Below are 18,255 nucleotides of genomic sequence, written 5' to 3'. Positions count from 1 at the left end.
AAGCCCTTTTAATAAGGGCTTTTTTATTGAGGCGTAAGGAACTTAAGCAGATTTAACTGCTTTCTCTAAGCACTTAGAGATTTCTTCATAGCGCTTGATTGCCAATTTTGTTGGTATTACCTCTTTCTTACGGCCATCAGTATTTGATGCCATCTTAATATAGCCCATCACGCTCAGATTCTTCACGCGACCATGTAATGTTGCTTGAGAACCCAGTTCTGAGAGTGAAATCAAATCACCTACCAACACTGACTCTTTTAAATGTGAACAAGTAACAATCTTATCTAGCAAGCTTTCTTCAATGTAGTCCAACTTCTTACCAGGGTTAATACGATCTAAGGTATCTAGTAAGTTCAAAAAGCGGATATAAGAGGGGGACTTTGCGGTGGCCATTAGGTTAAAAGTGTGTTGTTTAGTAAATTAGTATTAGCTGTTGAGCTAGTACCAGTGTATACCCTTGGCTTAATTTTCTCAACAGTCACTCGTTATCGAAAGCATTCATAATAAATGTAATGAGTAAACAATTGGGAACGCTTTCTGAGCTTGCTTTTGCACTTGTAATTAGTGCGCTATCGTACACATCTCTTTTCTACATAAATAACTGGCTGACAAGTGAGCTTGTATTTAGTCTAGGCGTTAATTGGATTTATTTGCCAGCAGGCCTCCGTTTGTTTTTAACCTTAATTTTTGGACTTCCAGGTGCCATTGGGATTGTTTTGGCATCATTTTTGATTAGCTACCTTGGTGAGTTTTCTCATGACTTAACTCTTTGCCTAGGTATTGGTTTAGTTTCGGGATTTGCCCCTTATATTGCTAGGGTCTTTGTGATTAGCAATACCAATCTGCAGACTGACCTTGGCAATTTGAGTTTGCAGAAATTAATCTCCTGTATTTTTATTTATGCTTTCTTGAGCGCTAGCTTGCACCAGCTTTGGTATGCTGCTGAAGGTCTCGAAAATACGGGGACCTTTAATCACTTTCTAGTGATGTTCATCGGGGATGTATTGGGTTCGATACTGCTGATCGCCCTGGTGAAGTATGGGCTTGATATATTGAATAAGACTAAGAGAATAGAGCGCTAAGAGCAGTCCCTGGGTCGGTAGCACGCATAAACGCTTCACCAACTAAAAATGCATTTACTTGATTGTCACGCATCAGTTTCACATCAGCGTTACCCAAAATTCCAGATTCTGTAACCAAAATTTTTCCTTTGGAAATCAGAGGCAAGAGTGAGAGCGTCGTTTGTAATGTGACCTCAAAGGTTTTGAGATTGCGATTGTTGATGCCAAGTAAGGATGTTTTAAGCTCCATGGCTTGCTCTAGCTCGGGCGCGTTATGAACTTCGACTAGAACGTCTAGGCCTAACTCATGGGCACAAGCCTCAAGCTCTTTCATTTGATTGAGATCTAGGCAAGCTACGATCAAGAGAATTGCATCAGCACCAATCGCACGAGCTTCATAGACTTGATATGGGTCTATAGTGAAATCTTTGCGCAGCACGGGAATACTGCAAGCAGTTCTAGCTTCTTGAAGATAGGCGTTGCAGCCCTGAAAGTAATCCTTATCAGTGAGCACTGATAAACAAGCAGCACCATGCTTTTCATAAGACTGAGCAATTTGTGCAGGCTGAAAATTTTCTCGCAGAACTCCCTTGCTCGGACTAGCCTTTTTAATTTCAGTAATAACAGCAGCTTTTCCAGTGGCAATTTTATTTTCAATTGCGCGAATGAACCCGCGCGGTTTAAGTAGGGCATCCTGATTGTTGGATTGGGCAATCTCGCGTTGATTTCCAAGAGACAGCTGCTTCAGTTTATTGGCAAGCTCAATTTTCTTACTTGCAATAATTTTGTCGAGGATATCGCTCATAAGTAATTATTTAGCTTGGGTGGCTGCAACAAAGGCGTCTAACTTTTGGCGTGCTGCGCCAGATGTAATTGCAGCTTTAGCCATTTGTACACCAGCAGCTATATCTTGAGCTACACCAGCCACATAGAGAGTTGCGCCAGCATTCAGGCACACAATGTCACTTGCCGCACCTGGTTTGTTATCGATTACATCTAGTACTATTTTTTTAGACTCTTCTGCATTAGCTACTTTGAAGCTATTCGTGCGCGCAGTATTCAGTCCAAAATCTTTTGGATGGATTTCATATTCAAGAACAACACCGTCCTTAAGCTCGCCCACAAGGGTGGGGCCCTCAAGAGAGATTTCATCAAGACCATCTAGACCATAAACTACCAGCGCATGCTCCATGCCTAAAGCTTGCAATACCCGAGTCTGAATTCCGACAAGATCTGGGTGAAATACACCCATCAAGATTCTTTTGGCATCAGCAGGATTGGTAAGCGGCCCTAAGATATTAAAAATAGTCCGCACACCCAATTGTTTGCGAATTGGTACGACGTTTTTCATAGCAGGGTGGTGGTTAGGCGCAAACATAAAGCCGGCACCTACTGTAGAAATACATTTGGCAACTTGTTCTGCAGAGAGTCCTAGGTTTACGCCTAAGGCCTCGAGTACATCAGCGCTACCAGACTTGCTGCTGACGCTGCGATTACCATGCTTAGCAATTTTGGCTCCAGCTGCTGCAGCAACGAACATGGCTGCAGTGGAGATATTAAAAGTATGCGCGCCATCGCCACCTGTACCTACAACGTCAACTAAATGAGTGCGGTCATCTACATGAACAGTAGTTGCAAATTCACGCATCACTCGTGCAGCAGCAGCAATTTCTCCAACAGTTTCTTTTTTAGTACGTAGAGCTACTAATAGTCCAGCCACTAGCTCAGGAGACATTTCACCGCTCATGATGAGTCTCATCATCGCAGTCATTTCATCATGAGAAAGTTCATGATGTTCGATGCAACGTTGCAGTGCTGCTTGTGGAGTAATTGGCATAGCGCTATTTATTGATTAAAAAATTCTTCAGCAGGGCGTGACCATGCTCAGAAAGAATAGATTCGGGATGAAATTGAACTCCTTCAACTGCGAGTTCGCGATGGCGCACGCCCATGATTTCGCCATCAGAAGATGTAGCCGTCACTTCTAGTACTGCAGGCAGGGAGCTCTTTTCGATGGCGAGCGAATGATACCGCGTGACCTTAAATAGATCTGGCAAGTTTTTGAATACACCCACACCTGTGTGGTGAATAGAGTCGGTCTTACCATGCATCACCTTTTGGGCGCGAATCACCTTACCCCCAAAAGCCTCGCCGATAGCTTGATGGCCTAGGCATACTCCTAAAATCGGAATTTGTCCTGCATAGCGTTTGATAGTCTCTACTGAAATACCAGCTTCCGCTGGGCTGCATGGTCCAGGAGAAATACAAATTCGTGCAGGATTCAGTTTTGCAATATCTTCTACTGCGATTTCATCATTCCGAAATACTTTTACCTCTTCACCTAGCTCGGCAAAATATTGCACGAGGTTATAAGTAAAAGAATCGTAGTTATCAATCATGAGGAGCATCGAGTCCTCCTTGTACTAATTCTGCGGCTGTTAATACTGCGCGTGCCTTAGCTTCAGTTTCTTTCCACTCGGCAGTTGGGTCAGAGTCAGCTACAACACCGGCACCTGCCTGAGAATGCAGCATGCCATCACGAATGACACCAGTGCGAATGGCGATAGCCACATCCATATCGCCCGAGAAGGAGAGATATCCTACTGCACCACCATAAATACCGCGCTTCACAATTTCCATCTCGTCAATAATTTCCATGGCACGAATTTTAGGTGCGCCAGAGAGTGTGCCCGCTGGGAAGGTTGCTCGTAAGACGTCCATATTGCTCATATTATCTAAGAGATCACCTTCAACCGAGCTAACAATGTGCTGTACATGAGAATACTTTTCGATTGACATGGAATCAGTGACTTTTACAGACCCTGTCTTTGCAATTCTGCCAACATCATTACGAGCGAGGTCAATCAGCATGACGTGCTCAGCAATCTCTTTAGGGTCTGCAAGCAACTCTTTAGCTAGACGCTCGTCTTCCTCTGGGCTAGCACCGCGGGGACGGGTGCCAGCAAGCGGTCGAATGGTCACAATCTTTTCAGCAGCGCGTTTTTCCTGCCGAACAAGAATCTCTGGGGATGAACCCACAATTTGCATATCGCCAAAATCATAAAAATACATATAAGGCGATGGGTTCAGAGAGCGAAGTGCTCGATATAGCGCTAATGGTGAGTCTGTAAAAGGCTTGCTAATTCGTTGACCAATGACAACCTGCATACAGTCGCCAGCCAAAATATATTCTTTAGTTTTACGTACTGCATCTTCAAAATCCGCAGTCTTAAATTTACGAATTAAATCTGTCTTTGTGCTGGGTAATGATGCTGGCATATTGGCTGGTTTACCCAGGCAAGTAAGCAATTGTTTTAAGCGGTCTTGGGCCTTTTCAAATCCATTGGAGATGCCTGGATCTGCATAGACAATGAAGTAAATTTTGCCAGCAACATTATCAATTACTGCTAACTCTTCAGTAAGCATGAGTTGGATATCAGGCAGACCGAGTTCATCTGGTAAATCATATTTCGCTAAGCGTGATTCAATATACCGAACAGTGTCATAACCAAAGTAACCGGCAAGGCCGCCGCAAAAACGTGGCAGACCTGGTTGGAGGGCAACCTTGAAGCGTTTGAAATAAGCATCTACAAAATCCAGCGGGTTATCAGTATTACTCTCTACTACTTTTCCATCAGTGAGTACTTCATTGACTGGCGCTGATGGGGTGCCAACTGTTCTGATAATCGTTTTGGCAGGCAGACCAATAAAGGAGAAGCGGCCAAAACGCTCACCACCTAACACGGACTCGAGCAAGTAGGTATTTTTCTCACCAAAGGCTTGACTGAGTTTGACGTAGAGCGATAGAGGCGTTTCTAAATCAGTAAGAACCTCCTTAACAAGAGGAATGCGATTGAAACCCTGTTTGGCTAGGGCGTGAAATTCTTCGAGCTGCATTAGGACTTTCCAATCTTTCCTAATTCAGCACGCATTGCCTCAATTACTTGGGCGTAATTTTCTTTTCCAAAAACGGCTGAGCCAGCAACGAAGGTATCTGCACCCGCTTGCGCAACCTGAGCAATGTTATCCACCTTGATTCCACCGTCTACTTCAAGACGAATGTGGCGACCTGTTTGAGCTTCGTAACGATCGAGGCGAATACGAACTTGTTCAATCTTATTGAGGGTGCTTGGAATAAAAGATTGCCCACCAAATCCTGGATTAACAGACATAAGCAGAACTAAGCCGATTAATTCCAGTGTGTGATCTAAGTGATCAAGTGGTGTTGCAGGGTTTAATACCAGACCCGCTTGACAGCCTTGATCACGAATTAAATTAAGAGTGCGATTCACGTGAGGGCTTGCCTCAGGGTGAAAGCTAATTAAGTTTGCACCAGCTTTTGCAAAATCAGGCACGATGCGATCCACAGGTTCAATCATGAGGTGAACGTCGATCATTGCAGGTTTGCCATTTTTCATGGCATGTGGACGAATAGCCTCACAAACTAGCGGGCCAATTGTGAGGTTTGGAACGAAATGGTTGTCCATTACATCAAAGTGAATCCAATCAGCACCCGCTGCCAGAACATCTTGGACTTCCTTGCCTAGGCAGGCAAAGTCAGCCGACAGAATGGAGGGGGCAATGACAAATTGACGATTTGGAGGTGATTTTTGGCTTTCCATCCCTAGATTCTAGCTTGCAGTTGGCCTTAGGATGGAGCAGAATTCGAGCATGAATCCTCATGAAATTAGCATTACGGTCAAAGCCCAGTACCTTCCAGAGCAATCTGACCCTGATAACCGTCAATTTGCCTTTGCTTATACGGTCACCATTCGCAATACTGGTACCACCAGTCTTCAGCTCATTGCCCGCCATTGGTTCATTACTGATGGGGATAATGATGTTCAGGAGGTACGTGGTTTGGGTGTTGTTGGGCAACAACCTCTATTGCGTGCCGGAGAGCAATTTGAGTACACCAGCTGGGCCACTTTGCCTACGCCAGCAGGAACCATGCGAGGTGAGTACTTTTGCGTTACTGAGGAGGCACAGTTTTTTCAGGCGCCAATTCCTGAATTTGCCCTAGTAATGCCCCGAACCTTACATTAGTGCGAAGTATTTGGAAAAACTATTTTTTCCCTTTGCTCGTCCATAAGACAATAAACAGTAACAGTCCTAAAGCGATAGCGCCTTCCATTACAAAGAGCAGCATTGGATATTCATCGAGTAAATTGGCAATCATGATTTCTAAATTTAAATTATTTCAAGTAAGTGTATTCGCTATTTTGCTTCCAAGCTTAATTGTTGGCTGCTCAACTCCCCCAACTCGTGGATCTGGAAATCGCCCAAGTTTTTCTTCGAATGCAAGCACCTCACCATACAACTCACCAATCGCTAATTTTATCGCCGTATCTTGGCAAGCATTACCAGGTTGGGAGGAAGATGATTTAACACAGGCATGGTCCGCTTGGCTCAAAAGCTGTGATGCCTTACGCAAGCGCAGCAGCGAAATCAATTGGCGTCCGGTTTGCACTCAGGCAGCGGGTATATCAAGTCGAGATAAAAAAGCGGTGCGAGGATATTTCGAAAGTAATTTTCAGGCATATGAAATTCGAAATAGCTCTGGAATCGATACTGGCCTTATCACTGGTTACTACGAACCTGTAATGAGCGGTTCGTTAAATCGTACGAGTACTTATAACGTCGCACTCTATGCGTACCCTAAGGTATGGCGTAGAACAAAGCCTAGCCCTGCTCCTACTCGAGCAGAATTAATGAACTCAGGCATATTGCAAGGCTCTGAAATTGCATGGGTACAAGATCCAGTAGCCGCCGCATTTATGCAAATACAAGGCTCTGGAAAAATTCGCCTCGAAGATGGCCGTATTCTTCGTCTTGGTTTTGCAGGCACCAATGATCAACCCTTTAAATCTATTGCGCAGTGGTTGTTAGAGCACAAGGACATCGCGCGCAGCGAAGCAACCATGCAAGGAATTTCTCAGTGGGCAAAGCGTAATCCAGATCGTGTCAATGCCATGCTCAATGCTAATCCAAGGTTTGTATTTTTCAAGGAGTTGCCAAGCAACGTTGATGCTGATTTAGGCCCTGATGGAGCTCTAGGTGTGCCCTTGACTAGCGAGCGTAGTATTGCAGTTGATTTGCAAGCACTACCATTAGGAGCTCCTGTATTTTTATCTACCACTAGGACTTTAAGTGGTCAAACAATACAAAAACTCGTAATGGCGCAAGATACTGGGAAAGCGATTGTGGGTGGTGTCAGGGCTGATTATTATTGGGGTTCGGGTGATGCTGCAGGCGAAATTGCAGGGCGCATGAAACAAAATGGCAAGATGTGGTTATTGTTACCACGTTAATAGATGGATATAGATAGAAAGAAATTGATGAGCTATAAAACAATTTTGACTGAAGTGGATGGCAAGGTTGCCACCATTACCTTAAATCGTCCCGAGGTTCTCAATGCGCTAAATGATCAACTGATGGATGAGTTAGGTGAGGCATTGCTTACATTTGATGCAGATGACAATATTGGTTGCATCATTGTCACAGGTAGCGAGAAGGCATTTGCTGCTGGCGCCGATATTGCATCAATGGCGAAGCGTAATTTGCAAGATGTCTATCGCCATAATTTTATTTCCCGAAATTGGGAGCATATGCAAAAAGTTCGTAAACCTGTGATTGCTGCAGTATCAGGCTATGCACTCGGAGGCGGATGTGAGCTGGCAATGATGTGTGACACCATCATGGCTGCAGATAATGCGAAGTTTGCGCAACCAGAAATTAAGTTGGGAATCATCCCAGGCGCTGGCGGTACGCAACGTTTGCCACGTGCCGTCTCTAAAGCGAAAGCAATGGATTTAGCTTTAACTGGAAGAATGATGGATGCTGCAGAGGCTGAGCGTTCGGGTTTAGTATCCCGAGTCTTTCCAAAAGCAGATTTATTGAAAGAAGTGAAAGCGATTGCAAAAGAGATTGCTGATATGCCGCTACTAACAGCAATGATGGTCAAAGAGGCGGTTAACTCTGCTTATGAAACCACTCTTTCAGAGGGAATCCATTTTGAACGTCGTTTGTTCCACACTTGCTTTGGAACGAATGATCAAAAAGAAGGCATGGCTGCGTTTATAGAAAAGCGCCCAGCTAAATTTACTAATTCTTAAATCACTAGATCTCGCAGGAGGTCTAGTTTTTCTCTAGGTAGCGTTGCGCTAGTTTTACCCAGTAGCTCACGCCTACGGGAATTAATTTATCGTTAAAATCATAAGATGGATTATGGAGATGGCATGGGCCCATACCATGACCTACAGAACGGTGATCTCCATCCCCATTGCCTAAAAATACATAGCATCCTGGCTTCTCTAGCAACATAAAGGCAAAATCTTCTGCGCCCATAGTGGGATCAATATTCGTATTGACATTTTGTTTGCCGACTAATTCGCTCATTACCTCGCTGGCAAACTGAACTTCAGCATCGTGATTAATCAATGGTGGATAGCTTCTCTTAAAAGAAATTTCTGCTTTGCAATCAAATGCACTTGCGACATTGTGTGCAATTTCACGAAGTCGTTGCTCCATTAAATCAAGTACTTCCAAAGTGAATGTTCTGACGGTGCCGCCGATAAAGGCGCTATCAGGAATAACATTACTTGTTTCGCCCGCATGAAACTGTGTTACTGAGAGAACTGCTGCATCGACTGGGCGCTTATTACGAGTAATGATGCTTTGGAGTGCTAATACTACTTGCGCTCCAGTAAGTACTGGGTCGGCGCTATTGTGAGGTAGTGCAGCGTGACCACCTTTACCGGTAATAGTAATTTCAAAAGCATTACTTGAAGCCATCATTGGGCCAGGAGTAACTCCAAAGTGACCTTCGACTAAGCCTGGCCAGTTATGTAATCCAAAAACAGCATCACAAGGAAATTGTTTAAAGAGCCCATCCTTAATCATTTCTTTGGCACCAGCACCGCCTTCTTCGCCAGGCTGGAAAATAAATATCACAGTTCCTTTGAAGTCGCGATGATTTGATAGATATTGGGCGGCACCTAAAAGCATTGCAGTGTGACCATCGTGACCACAGGCATGCATCTTTCCAGGATTGCGAGAAGCATGCTCAAAATTGTTGTGCTCTTGTAATGGGAGTGCGTCCATATCAGCCCGTAAGCCAATCATTTTTCCAGAACCTAAATCGCCATCAAGACGACCAACAACACCTGTTTTACCCATACCTCGGTAAACCGTAATGCCCCAACTGGAAAGCGCTTCTGCAACTAAGTCAGACGTGCGATTTTCTTCGAAGCGCAATTCAGGATGAGCGTGAATATTGCGACGAATATCTTGTATAGCTTTTGCAGAATCAAGGATTTCAGGGGGTAAATGCATGCCTTCATCTTATCTGAAAGTCCCACCGGTTTCATCTTAGGGCTTGTTCTAGGGGCTTTAATCGCTCGTTATTTGGATGTGCTGTGCAGCAAAATCGAGCGCTTCTATTAAATAGGGGCTGTTATCAGATTTTTGAAGTGTTTTAGGTAAGGAGGGGATTAGTCCTAAAAAGGGTGCATGGATTTTTGCTTCTAATGTAGCAATATTTTCTTTTAGTAGAGGCATTTCATTTGCTAGAGAATTAGCAACCCACCCTGCAATTTTTAATCCACGGGCTTTAATTGCCTCTTGAGTCAGTAGAGCATGATTAATGCAACCTAATTTCATGCCAACCACCAAAATGATTGGCAAACCGATTTGATGTGCAAGATCGCCCAGATCTTCATGATCATTTAGTGGGACTAAGAATCCGCCAGCCCCTTCAATAACAAGACAATCACCGTACTTTTGAATTTCATCAACTGCGTGCATGATGGTCTTTAAGTCTAGAGCGATGCCTTTATTTAACGCAGCCAGATGGGGTGCTACTGGCATGTCTAAAACATAAGGAGACAAGCTTAACTGGCCTGGCGCTAACTGGGAGGCAATGCGTAAAGTTTCTAGATCTTCATTGTGGATGCTACCACTGCTACTTTGGTATGTTCCAGCAACGACAGGTTTAAAGCCGATAGCTTGTTTCCCTTGTTTTCGTAACTTGAAGATCAGCGCACCACTAACTAAGGTTTTTCCAACTTCAGTATCTGTACCCGTTACAAAAAAACCAGTCATCTTAGTCATGAGCTACCTTTTGATGGACTTCTTGCTCTATCCTTTTTAAGGTAGTGATAAGTTGACGCAAATCATCCGCACTATGATTTGCGGAAAAAGTAATCCGCAAGCGTGCGGTACCAGGGGCTACCGTTGGTGGACGGATTGCTGGAATCCAATAACCTGCTTCATCTAATAACTTTGCCGCCATGAGCGTATTGGCATTGCTACCCAAGATTACCGGTTGAATTGGCGTGCAAGAAGAGACCTTGCTCCATTCTGAAAATGCCATTTCATCTTGCCAAATTTTGATGAGCTGATTAAGTTGTGCACGACGCTTTACGCCCTCCTCACCAGCAATGATCTCAAGGCTTTTGAGTAAGGTGTGCGCGATAGCAGGTGGGGTTGCAGTACTGTAAATATAGGGGCGACCCTTTTGAATGAGCCATTCAATAAAAGAATCTTGCGCGCAAACAAAAGCACCGCTGACACCAGCAGCTTTCCCTAAGGTACCGATATAAATGATGCGATCTGAATCAATATTTTCTTGCTCTAAGATGCCATGCCCTTGCTTGCCTAGCACCCCAAAACCATGCGCATCATCAACTATCAATAGGGCATCATATTGCTCTGCTATTTGAAGTAATGCTTTAACTGGTGCTAGATCGCCATCCATACTAAAGACACCATCAGTGACAATGAGTTTAAGAGATTTTGTATCTTTTTTGAGTAGGTCAGTTAATGAAGTAAGCTGAGTGTGATCAAACAAGTTGACTGCGGCACTCATTTGCGCAGCCGCTAATCGAACTCCATCAATTAGTGAAGCATGATTGAGTTTCGCTGAGTAAATACTGAGATCTCCGCGCTGAGAAAGTCTAGCTAGACCAGTAATGGCGGCGAGATTAGCGAGGTAGCCAGTACTAAAAAATAAGGCGCGTACTTTGGGGATATGCTTCTTTTGAAAAGAAGCTAACTGCTTTTCAAGTAGCTCATGTGCTGCACTATGACCGCTGATTAAATGCGAAGCACCACTACCAACACCATATTTTTGGCCGCCTTGTGCTAGGGCATTGATTAAATCTGGGTGATTGGCAAGCCCAAGGTAATCATTGCTGCAAAAGGTTTTCAGTTGCCTGCCATCTATTGATGCCGTGGTATCGCAGGGAGATTGTGTAACACGCAATCTCCGCTTAAGTAGTTGCAAATCTAACTCTGTAATTTGTTCTTGCGCCAGTTTTAAGGCGTTAAATGAGTTAGTCATGCTAAAGCTTTCGCTAGCGAACGCTCAACGGCTTTACCCATTTGTATTATTTCTTCTGTAGACAGGATGTAGGGAGGCATGACATATATCGTATTGCTGATTGGTCTGATCAGAACCCCTTCTTCCAGGCCTTTAGCGAACATTTCGCGTGGAAAGGTGCTTGGATTTTTAAGATACTCATTTTTAAGATCAAAAGCCAGAATCATTCCTTGTTGGCGCCAGTGCTCTACTCGAGAATCTATTTTTGCCCATCCAAATGCATTCGCTAAATCCTGTGATCGAGCAATATTATTTTTTAAAACATCCCCAGTCTCAAAAATCTTTAAACATGCTAGTGCTGCTGAGCAGGCTAGTGGGTTTCCGGTATATGAGTGAGAATGTAAGAAGCCCTGTTGCGTTTTATCGCTATAAAAAGCACGATAAATCGTATTGGTAGTCATGCAAAGCGAGAGCGGAAGGTAGCCACCGCTAATACCTTTGGATAGAGTTAAAAAATCAGGCCAGATACCCGCATGCTCGCAGGCGAAAAACTGACCACTCCGCCCACAGCCTACAGCGATCTCATCAGCTATGAGGTGTACCTCATAGCGATTGCATAAGTCCCTTACTAGCCGAAGATATTCTGGGGAATACATTGCCATTTGTCCTGCGCATTGCACTAGCGGTTCGACGATGATGGCAGCAATGTATTGATGTTCTTTTTCAAATAATTTTTCAAGTTCAGCTGCTGCATGTTTTGCAACATCTTCTGCGCTCTCACCCACTTTTACCTTTCGAGCATCGGGTGATGGGACTGTATAGACATCTTGCAAGAGTGATCCATAGGCCTTTCGAAAGATAGCAACATCGGTCACTGCTAATGCACCTAGCGTTTCTCCGTGATAGCCATTTTCTAAGCAGACAAATTTTTTCTTTTGAGGCTTACCATTGAGTTGCCAAAAATGATGGCTCATTTTTAAGGCAATCTCTACTGCCGACGCGCCGTCTGATGCGTAAAAGACGTGGCCTAAATTTCCGCTTGTCAGTGCGGCAAGTTTTTCAGAGAGCTCAACTACTGGTTGATGTGTAAATCCGGCTAGCATGACGTGCTCAATTTTTTCTAGCTGATCAATGATGGCTTGATTAATTTGTGGATTAGAGTGGCCAAATAAGTTAGTCCACCAAGAGCTGATGCAATCGAGTAGGGCATTTCCCTTTTCGTCATAGAGCCAAGGGCCCTTACCTTTGGTGATGGCAATCAAGGGAAAAGACTCGTGATGTTTCATCTGAGTACAAGGGTGCCAAACGGCAGCCAGGCTGCGATCAACGAGAGTGGGTTGATTTAAATCAGAAATAACCTTCATGTTTGATATTTGACCACTAGTTTTTCCAATTTCCGGCTTGTATCTGTTATGTTTATGCCTTGAATTGATCTATTTTCTGGAATTTGCCCATGTTGGATGCCCAAACTGCTGAAAAACCTCTTACCCTAGTTAAATCTAAGGCTAATTTACGTAAAGAGTTAGATGCCTCTGGTCAGTGGACCTTGGCCCAAATTGAAGAATTGTTTTCCCTGCCTTTTGATCAATTAATGCTTAAGGCTCAAGAGACTCATAAAACGCATTTTCCTGAGGGCGATGTGGAGTTGGCTACCTTGTTGTCTATCAAGACCGGCGGCTGCCCGGAGGATTGCGGCTATTGCCCACAGGCTGCACGCTATGACACCGATGTTAAAGCTGAAAAGTTGATGGGGCTGGAGGAGGTTTTAGAGGCTGCTAAAGCCGCTAAGGCGGCAGGATCAAACCGGTTCTGTATGGGAGCAGCCTGGCGCGAACCTAAAGATCGCGATATTGAAAAAGTGACGGCAATGATTAAGGGCGTCAAAGCATTGGGTCTAGAAACCTGCGCTACCTTGGGCATGTTAGAGGCTGATCAAGCCTTAGCGCTACAAGAGGCTGGCTTAGATTTTTATAACCATAACCTCGATACCAGCGAAGATTTTTACCGTTCAGTGATTTCTACTCGGGGCTATCAGGACCGCTTAGATACGATCTCCAACGTCCGTGCCGCTGGTATGTCTGTTTGTTGTGGCGGCATTGTAGGGATGGGTGAGTCTCGAGAACAGCGAGCTGCTTTCTTGGCGCGTTTAGCAAATTTGAGCCCTTATCCTGAGTCTGTTCCCATCAACCACTTAGTGCCTGTTGCTGGAACACCCTTGGCCGATCAAAAGCCTTTAGACCCTCTGGAGTTTGTTAGAACAATTGCCGTTGCTCGCATCACAATGCCCAAGGCTCGCGTGCGCTTATCAGCTGGCCGTCAACAATTAGGAAGGGCTGTTCAGGCAATGTGCTTCATGGCTGGCGCCAATTCGATATTCTATGGTGAGCAATTACTCACTACCGGTAATCCAGAGGCAGAAGAAGACCGTGTGCTCTTAGCAGAGCTTGGATTAAAGACAAAACAAAGCTGCAAAGCTGAGGTTTTGGTTTAATTTTTCTGGCATATGACCCTAATAGACCGCTTCATTGTTGAGTTTGATACGGTACTTCGTTCGGTTGTTGGCGGCGCAAATGCTCAAAGACCCACTCCCGGCTCTGAATCTGGAGCAAATGCCGCATTAGATTCCGAGCAACGAAAACATGCAGCAGGGTTAATGCGGATTAATCACGTTGGTGAAGTTTGTGCGCAAGCTCTGTACCAATCACAAAAATTAGTTGCCAGAAATTCAGAAATTAAAGAGATGCTCAATCACTCCGGTCAAGAGGAAATGGATCATTTAGCCTGGTGTGAAACTCGCTTGAAGGAGCTTGGTTCACATACTAGTTATCTCAATCCATTTTGGTATGCAGGATCCTTTGCAATAGGCTTGGCAGCTGGCTTAGCGGGTGATCAGTGGAGTTTGGGTTTTGTTGCTGAAACTGAAAAACAAGTTGAAAGTCATCTTGAGAGCCATCTCACAAAATTGCCTGAAGAAGATCATCGTTCGCGCGCAATCGTTGATCAAATGCGGATTGATGAAATTGAACATGGGCAAGCAGCCTTGCATGCAGGTGGAGCGACTTTGCCTGAGCCAATTCAAAAAATAATGCAAGCAATGTCTAAAGTGATGACAACAACCGCTTACAAAATTTGAAATTGATAATTGCGATTTAGTCCAAATTAATCAAGGGATTTAATTCCAGATTAATTTTGATATATTTTTTGAATACTACTGTTTTTAAATACAGTATATTTAAGCATTATCTAGTGATATAGCTAAGACCTATTCTTAAGTATATTTTCCAAGCCATTGTTTCAAGTAACTATTTTACTATCACCATTTTATGAACACATGGCGCTAAGTGTTTGTAAACACTAGAGAATTTCCTAAAAAAATACCCAAAAACACTTGACCCCTCTATTGCGATCCTCTAAAGTGGGAGGAAGTGTGAAAAAGTGGGGTAAATGGTGTTTCAAGGTGCTTCAGCTCTCAATTTAGATGCAAAAGGACGGATGTCTGTTCCGGCCAAGCATCGTGACGCCTTGTTGGTTCAAGGTGAAGGCCGCCTCACGCTCACAAAACATCCAGATGGTTGTCTGTTGCTATTTCCAAGACCGGAGTGGGAAAGTTTTAGAGCACGAGTTGCGCAACTGCCAATGGATGCGCATTGGTGGCGCAGAATTTTTCTTGGTAATGCAGCAGAAATTGATTTGGATAATGCTGGCCGAATTTTGGTGAGCCCCGAATTGCGCGCAGCAGCAGGAATTGAAAAAGAAGTAATCCTGCTTGGCATGGGTAGTCACTTGGAATTGTGGGACGCAGCTACATACGCTGCAAAAGAACAGGCTGCGATTGTACTAGGCATGCCTGAAGCACTCAAGCAATTTAATTTTTGATGACAGGGTGCCATGAACATAACTCATCGCCCAGTATTACTGGCCGAGGCGGTGACGGCGCTAATCAATGGCCCGCTCATTCAAAAACAAAACACAGCAAAAAATATTTTGGTAATCGATGGAACATTTGGGCGCGGTGGTCATACACAAGCCTTACTCAAACAGCTTCCCTCATCTGCGCGCATGATTTCTTTCGACAAGGATTTAGATGCGATTGCAGTCGCACAGCAAATCAACGATCCACGTCTAACCATTGTGCACGACAGTTTTGCGCAGATGGATCAGTACGCGCAAACAGAATCGGTCGATGGAATTTTGTTGGATTTGGGAATCAGTTCGCCGCAGGTAGACGAAGCGCATCGGGGCTTCTCCTTTCGTCGCGAGGGCCCACTCGATATGCGGATGAATACGGATCAGGGTTTAACGGCTGCACAGTGGTTAGAGCAGGCGCCGCAGGAGGAAATCACGCACGTGATTAAGACTTATGGAGAAGAGCGTTTTGCATTTCAGATCGCTAAAGCCATTGTGGCAAAGCGAGAAGAAGGTTTGTCCCTAAAAACAACCACACAACTAGCAGGTTTGGTTGCTAGCGTGGTGCGTACACGTGAAGCCGGTCAAGATCCAGCGACTAGGACTTTCCAAGCATTGCGTATTTTTATTAACCGCGAGCTAGAGGATTTAGAGCTTGGCCTGAAAGCTGCTTTGAGCTTATTAAAACCAGGAGCAAGACTTGTAGTGATTAGTTTTCATTCACTGGAAGATCGCATCGTGAAACAGTTTCTACAGACGCATTCAAAGGTAGAGCTACCACGTGGTTTACCTGTGCGCGAAAAGGACTTGCCGCAAAGCGTTTTAGAAATTATTGGCCGCGTTAAGCCAAGCGAAGCAGAGGTTCTAGAAAATCCACGTGCCCGTTCAGCCATCATGCGTATTGCCGAAAAACGGATGGATGCATCTGCATGAATCGCGCCACCTTGACTTTGCTCGCCTTGTTATTGATTTGCGCCTTATCACTAGTAGCAGCTCAGCAACGTGCGCGCAAACTATTTATTGCTCAAGAGCGCGCCCAAATTGAAGAGCGTAAATTAAATCAAGACTGGTTACGCTTGGAATATGAGCAACGCAATCTTTCGAAGTCTGCGCGTATTCGTGATGTTGCGCGGAACCAATTACGTATGTCGCCAATTTCTCCTGAACGTACTTTGTACTTAAGGGAGGCTAAATGAGGCCGGTTGGTTTTTCTACTACGCCAAATTTAGTATTGCGCCTGCCGATGTGGCGGTCGCGCTTGATGTTATTCCTTTTATTCTTCGTTTTCATGATGTTATTGCTACGTGCATTCTGGATTCAGGGTCCAGGAAACGCATTCTATGAAGCTAAGGGAGTGAGAGGAACTCAGCGCGAATTGGAGTTACCTGCAAGTCGTGGAAAAATTTTGGATCGCAATGGTCAAGTCATAGCTACCAGCTTGGAAGCAAAGTCTGTGATTGCTTATAACGACACAGTCCCTGATGATTTGGCCGCAGTTAAAGTACAAAAGCTTGCCAGTCTATTGCAGATGAGCGAATCAGAGTTGCGCAAAAAATTAAAAGAAGATCGTAAGCAGATTTTCTTAAAGCGCCAGGTTGAGCCGGCAATCGCACAACAAATTAAGCAATTAGAAATTCCGGGTATTGGCTTAAATAATGAATATCGCCGCTTCTATCCAGAGGGTGAAGCGATGGCACACGTCGTTGGCTTTACGAATGTTGAGGATCGTGGGCAAGAGGGTATGGAGCTTTCTAGAGAGAAAGAGCTTGCTGGCCATCCCGGTCAAAGGCGTGTAGTGGTTGATCGCTTAGGTCGTGTTGTTGAGGAAATGGCGATCTTGCAGTTGCCGCAAAACGGTAAGGATTTAAATCTCTCTATTGATAGCAAGATTCAGTATCTAGCTTACAACGCTGTTAAGGACGCAGTTGAGAAGCACCACGCTAAAGCTGGCGGTGCTGTAGTTCTAGATACGCAGACGGGAGAAATTTTGGCTTTGGCCAATTACCCAAGTTACAACCCAAATGACCGTAAATATCTCACGGGTGAGCAGCTTCGTAATCGCGTGCTGACAGATACATTTGAGCCTGGCTCAACCATGAAGCCATTAACGATTGCAATTGCTTTAGAAAAGGGTGCAGTAAAGCCAGAGACCAATATGGTGATTGGTGCTAAGTATCTTATCGGACCTAAACCCATTACTGACACGCACCCTTATGGAAATCTAACAGTTGCAGAGATCATTCAGAAATCAAGCAATATCGGTACCGCAAAAATTGCTATGAACAACCTATCCCCAGAAGAGATGTGGGATTTTTATACTGCGGTTGGTTTAGGTCAGGCACCTAAAATTGGCTTCCCTGGAGCTGTTGCTGGAACGGTGCATCCATTTAAAAAGTGGATGCCAACTGATCAAGCGCGCATTGCATTTGGCTACGGAATTTCTGCATCGCTCTTTCAGATGGCAAGGGCATATACGGTATTTGCGCGTGACGGTGAATTAGTGCCACTCACCATTGAGCGTAGCCCTGATTTCAAACCAGGCACCAGAGTTCTTTCAGCTAAGACTGCAATTGAAATGCGCACCATGCTTGAAACAGTCACTGAGCCTGGCGGTACTGCTATCAAGGCGCAAGCTGAAGGCTTTAGAGTTGGCGGTAAGACAGGTACAGCTCATAAATTGGTTGGGAAGGGGTATGGAAATAAATACCGCGCTTACTTTGCCGGCTTAGCGCCGATTAGCGCTCCTCGGATTGTGGTGGCGGTAATGATTGATGAACCAACTGGTGGCAGTCACTATGGTGGCGATGTTGCTGCACCAGTGTTCTCAACCATTGTGAGTGAAACACTGAATACTCTCAATGTATTACCAGATAACAAAGTGAAGCAAATGGTTTTGCAAGATAAGAGTCCTGAAGAGATTCGTACTGCAAATGTACAGACGCAGCAGGTGGTTCTGAAAAGATGAGG

The 18,255-nt window shown here is 44.6% G+C and carries 20 protein-coding genes; 10 read left to right on the top strand and 10 right to left on the bottom strand.

Features of this window, described 5'->3' with window-relative positions:
- Positions 1-42: 42 nt before the first annotated feature.
- Positions 43-393, bottom strand: a complete 351-nt coding sequence (locus ICN29_RS05705; RefSeq protein WP_216130562.1) for a hypothetical protein — start codon at positions 391-393, stop codon at positions 43-45.
- 119 nt (positions 394-512) lie between these two features.
- Between ICN29_RS05705 and ICN29_RS05700 the strand changes: the two genes are divergently transcribed.
- The gene (locus tag ICN29_RS05700) at positions 513-1,082 is read left to right on the top strand and encodes a hypothetical protein (protein WP_216130560.1); all 570 of its coding nucleotides are present in this window, start codon (positions 513-515) and stop codon (positions 1,080-1,082) included.
- Here ICN29_RS05700 and trpC read toward each other — a convergent pair.
- From trpC to rpe, 5 genes are read right to left on the bottom strand one after another with little or no spacing between them, the layout of a single operon-like run.
- Positions 1,063-1,866 (bottom strand): indole-3-glycerol phosphate synthase TrpC, encoded by an 804-nt coding sequence (trpC, locus tag ICN29_RS05695; protein ID WP_216130558.1) that lies wholly within the window; start codon positions 1,864-1,866, stop codon positions 1,063-1,065. The genes ICN29_RS05700 and trpC overlap by 20 nt on opposite strands.
- 6 nt (positions 1,867-1,872) lie before the next feature.
- On the bottom strand, positions 1,873-2,898 hold the full coding sequence (gene trpD / locus ICN29_RS05690; RefSeq protein WP_216130556.1) for an anthranilate phosphoribosyltransferase: 1,026 nt from the start codon (positions 2,896-2,898) through the stop codon (positions 1,873-1,875).
- Between the two features lie 4 nt (positions 2,899-2,902).
- A complete protein-coding gene (locus ICN29_RS05685) occupies positions 2,903-3,469 on the bottom strand; it encodes an anthranilate synthase component II (protein WP_216130554.1) in 567 nt (188 codons plus the stop codon).
- Positions 3,453-4,958, bottom strand: coding sequence for an anthranilate synthase component I (gene trpE, locus ICN29_RS05680; RefSeq protein ID WP_216130552.1), 1,506 nt, complete (start codon positions 4,956-4,958; stop codon positions 3,453-3,455). Before trpE ends, ICN29_RS05685 begins: the two co-directional genes overlap by 17 nt.
- Positions 4,958-5,683: a ribulose-phosphate 3-epimerase gene (gene rpe / locus ICN29_RS05675; protein WP_216130550.1), complete on the bottom strand. Its 726-nt coding sequence runs from the start codon at positions 5,681-5,683 to the stop codon at positions 4,958-4,960. The genes trpE and rpe overlap by 1 nt, the downstream gene beginning before the upstream one ends.
- 49 nt (positions 5,684-5,732) lie before the next feature.
- Between rpe and apaG the strand changes: the two genes are divergently transcribed.
- The 3 genes from apaG (at position 5,733) to ICN29_RS05660 (ending at position 8,176) form a co-directional block, all read left to right on the top strand.
- The gene (apaG, locus tag ICN29_RS05670; protein ID WP_216130547.1) at positions 5,733-6,107 is read left to right on the top strand and encodes a Co2+/Mg2+ efflux facilitator ApaG/CorD; all 375 of its coding nucleotides are present in this window, start codon (positions 5,733-5,735) and stop codon (positions 6,105-6,107) included.
- A gap of 131 nt (positions 6,108-6,238) precedes the next feature.
- The gene (mltA, locus tag ICN29_RS05665; protein WP_216130545.1) at positions 6,239-7,372 is read left to right on the top strand and encodes a murein transglycosylase A; all 1,134 of its coding nucleotides are present in this window, start codon (positions 6,239-6,241) and stop codon (positions 7,370-7,372) included.
- A gap of 27 nt (positions 7,373-7,399) precedes the next feature.
- Positions 7,400-8,176 carry an enoyl-CoA hydratase gene (locus tag ICN29_RS05660; RefSeq protein ID WP_216130543.1) on the top strand — a complete coding sequence of 259 codons (777 nt, stop codon included), beginning with the start codon at positions 7,400-7,402 and terminating at the stop codon, positions 8,174-8,176.
- Positions 8,177-8,198: 22 nt separating this feature from the next.
- On the opposite strand, the gene ICN29_RS05655 is transcribed toward ICN29_RS05660, so the two are convergent.
- From ICN29_RS05655 to bioA, 4 genes are read right to left on the bottom strand one after another with little or no spacing between them, the layout of a single operon-like run.
- Positions 8,199-9,395 carry a M20 aminoacylase family protein gene (locus ICN29_RS05655; RefSeq protein ID WP_216130541.1) on the bottom strand — a complete coding sequence of 399 codons (1,197 nt, stop codon included), beginning with the start codon at positions 9,393-9,395 and terminating at the stop codon, positions 8,199-8,201.
- 57 nt (positions 9,396-9,452) lie between these two features.
- On the bottom strand, positions 9,453-10,172 hold the full coding sequence (gene bioD / locus ICN29_RS05650; RefSeq protein WP_216130539.1) for a dethiobiotin synthase: 720 nt from the start codon (positions 10,170-10,172) through the stop codon (positions 9,453-9,455).
- Positions 10,165-11,403, bottom strand: a complete 1,239-nt coding sequence (gene bioF, locus ICN29_RS05645; RefSeq protein ID WP_216130537.1) for an 8-amino-7-oxononanoate synthase — start codon at positions 11,401-11,403, stop codon at positions 10,165-10,167. The genes bioD and bioF overlap by 8 nt, the downstream gene beginning before the upstream one ends.
- Positions 11,400-12,746, bottom strand: coding sequence for an adenosylmethionine--8-amino-7-oxononanoate transaminase (bioA, locus tag ICN29_RS05640; RefSeq protein WP_216130535.1), 1,347 nt, complete (start codon positions 12,744-12,746; stop codon positions 11,400-11,402). Before bioA ends, bioF begins: the two co-directional genes overlap by 4 nt.
- Before the next feature lie 89 nt (positions 12,747-12,835).
- On the opposite strand from bioA, the gene bioB reads away from it, so the two are divergent.
- From bioB to ICN29_RS05610, 6 genes are all read left to right on the top strand, one after another.
- Positions 12,836-13,873, top strand: a complete 1,038-nt coding sequence (bioB, locus tag ICN29_RS05635; protein WP_216130533.1) for a biotin synthase BioB — start codon at positions 12,836-12,838, stop codon at positions 13,871-13,873.
- Between the two features lie 12 nt (positions 13,874-13,885).
- Positions 13,886-14,515: a 2-polyprenyl-3-methyl-6-methoxy-1,4-benzoquinone monooxygenase gene (gene coq7, locus ICN29_RS05630; protein ID WP_216130531.1), complete on the top strand. Its 630-nt coding sequence runs from the start codon at positions 13,886-13,888 to the stop codon at positions 14,513-14,515.
- A 314-nt stretch (positions 14,516-14,829) separates the two neighbouring features.
- A complete protein-coding gene (gene mraZ / locus ICN29_RS05625) occupies positions 14,830-15,258 on the top strand; it encodes a division/cell wall cluster transcriptional repressor MraZ (RefSeq protein WP_216132052.1) in 429 nt (142 codons plus the stop codon).
- Between the two features lie 12 nt (positions 15,259-15,270).
- Positions 15,271-16,221, top strand: coding sequence for a 16S rRNA (cytosine(1402)-N(4))-methyltransferase RsmH (gene rsmH, locus ICN29_RS05620; RefSeq protein WP_216130529.1), 951 nt, complete (start codon positions 15,271-15,273; stop codon positions 16,219-16,221).
- Entirely contained in the window at positions 16,218-16,484 is a 267-nt protein-coding gene (ftsL, locus tag ICN29_RS05615) for a cell division protein FtsL (protein ID WP_216130527.1), read from the top strand. Before rsmH ends, ftsL begins: the two co-directional genes overlap by 4 nt.
- On the top strand, positions 16,481-18,253 hold the full coding sequence (locus tag ICN29_RS05610) for a peptidoglycan D,D-transpeptidase FtsI family protein (protein WP_216130525.1): 1,773 nt from the start codon (positions 16,481-16,483) through the stop codon (positions 18,251-18,253). The genes ftsL and ICN29_RS05610 overlap by 4 nt, the downstream gene beginning before the upstream one ends.
- Positions 18,254-18,255: the final 2 nt, after the last annotated feature.

The organism is Polynucleobacter nymphae (assembly GCF_018882155.1).
GTDB classification, from domain to species: Bacteria; Pseudomonadota; Gammaproteobacteria; order Burkholderiales; family Burkholderiaceae; genus Polynucleobacter; species Polynucleobacter nymphae.
The sequence above is the reverse complement of the archived record's forward strand: the minus strand, read 5'-3'. Positions and strand labels throughout refer to the sequence as shown.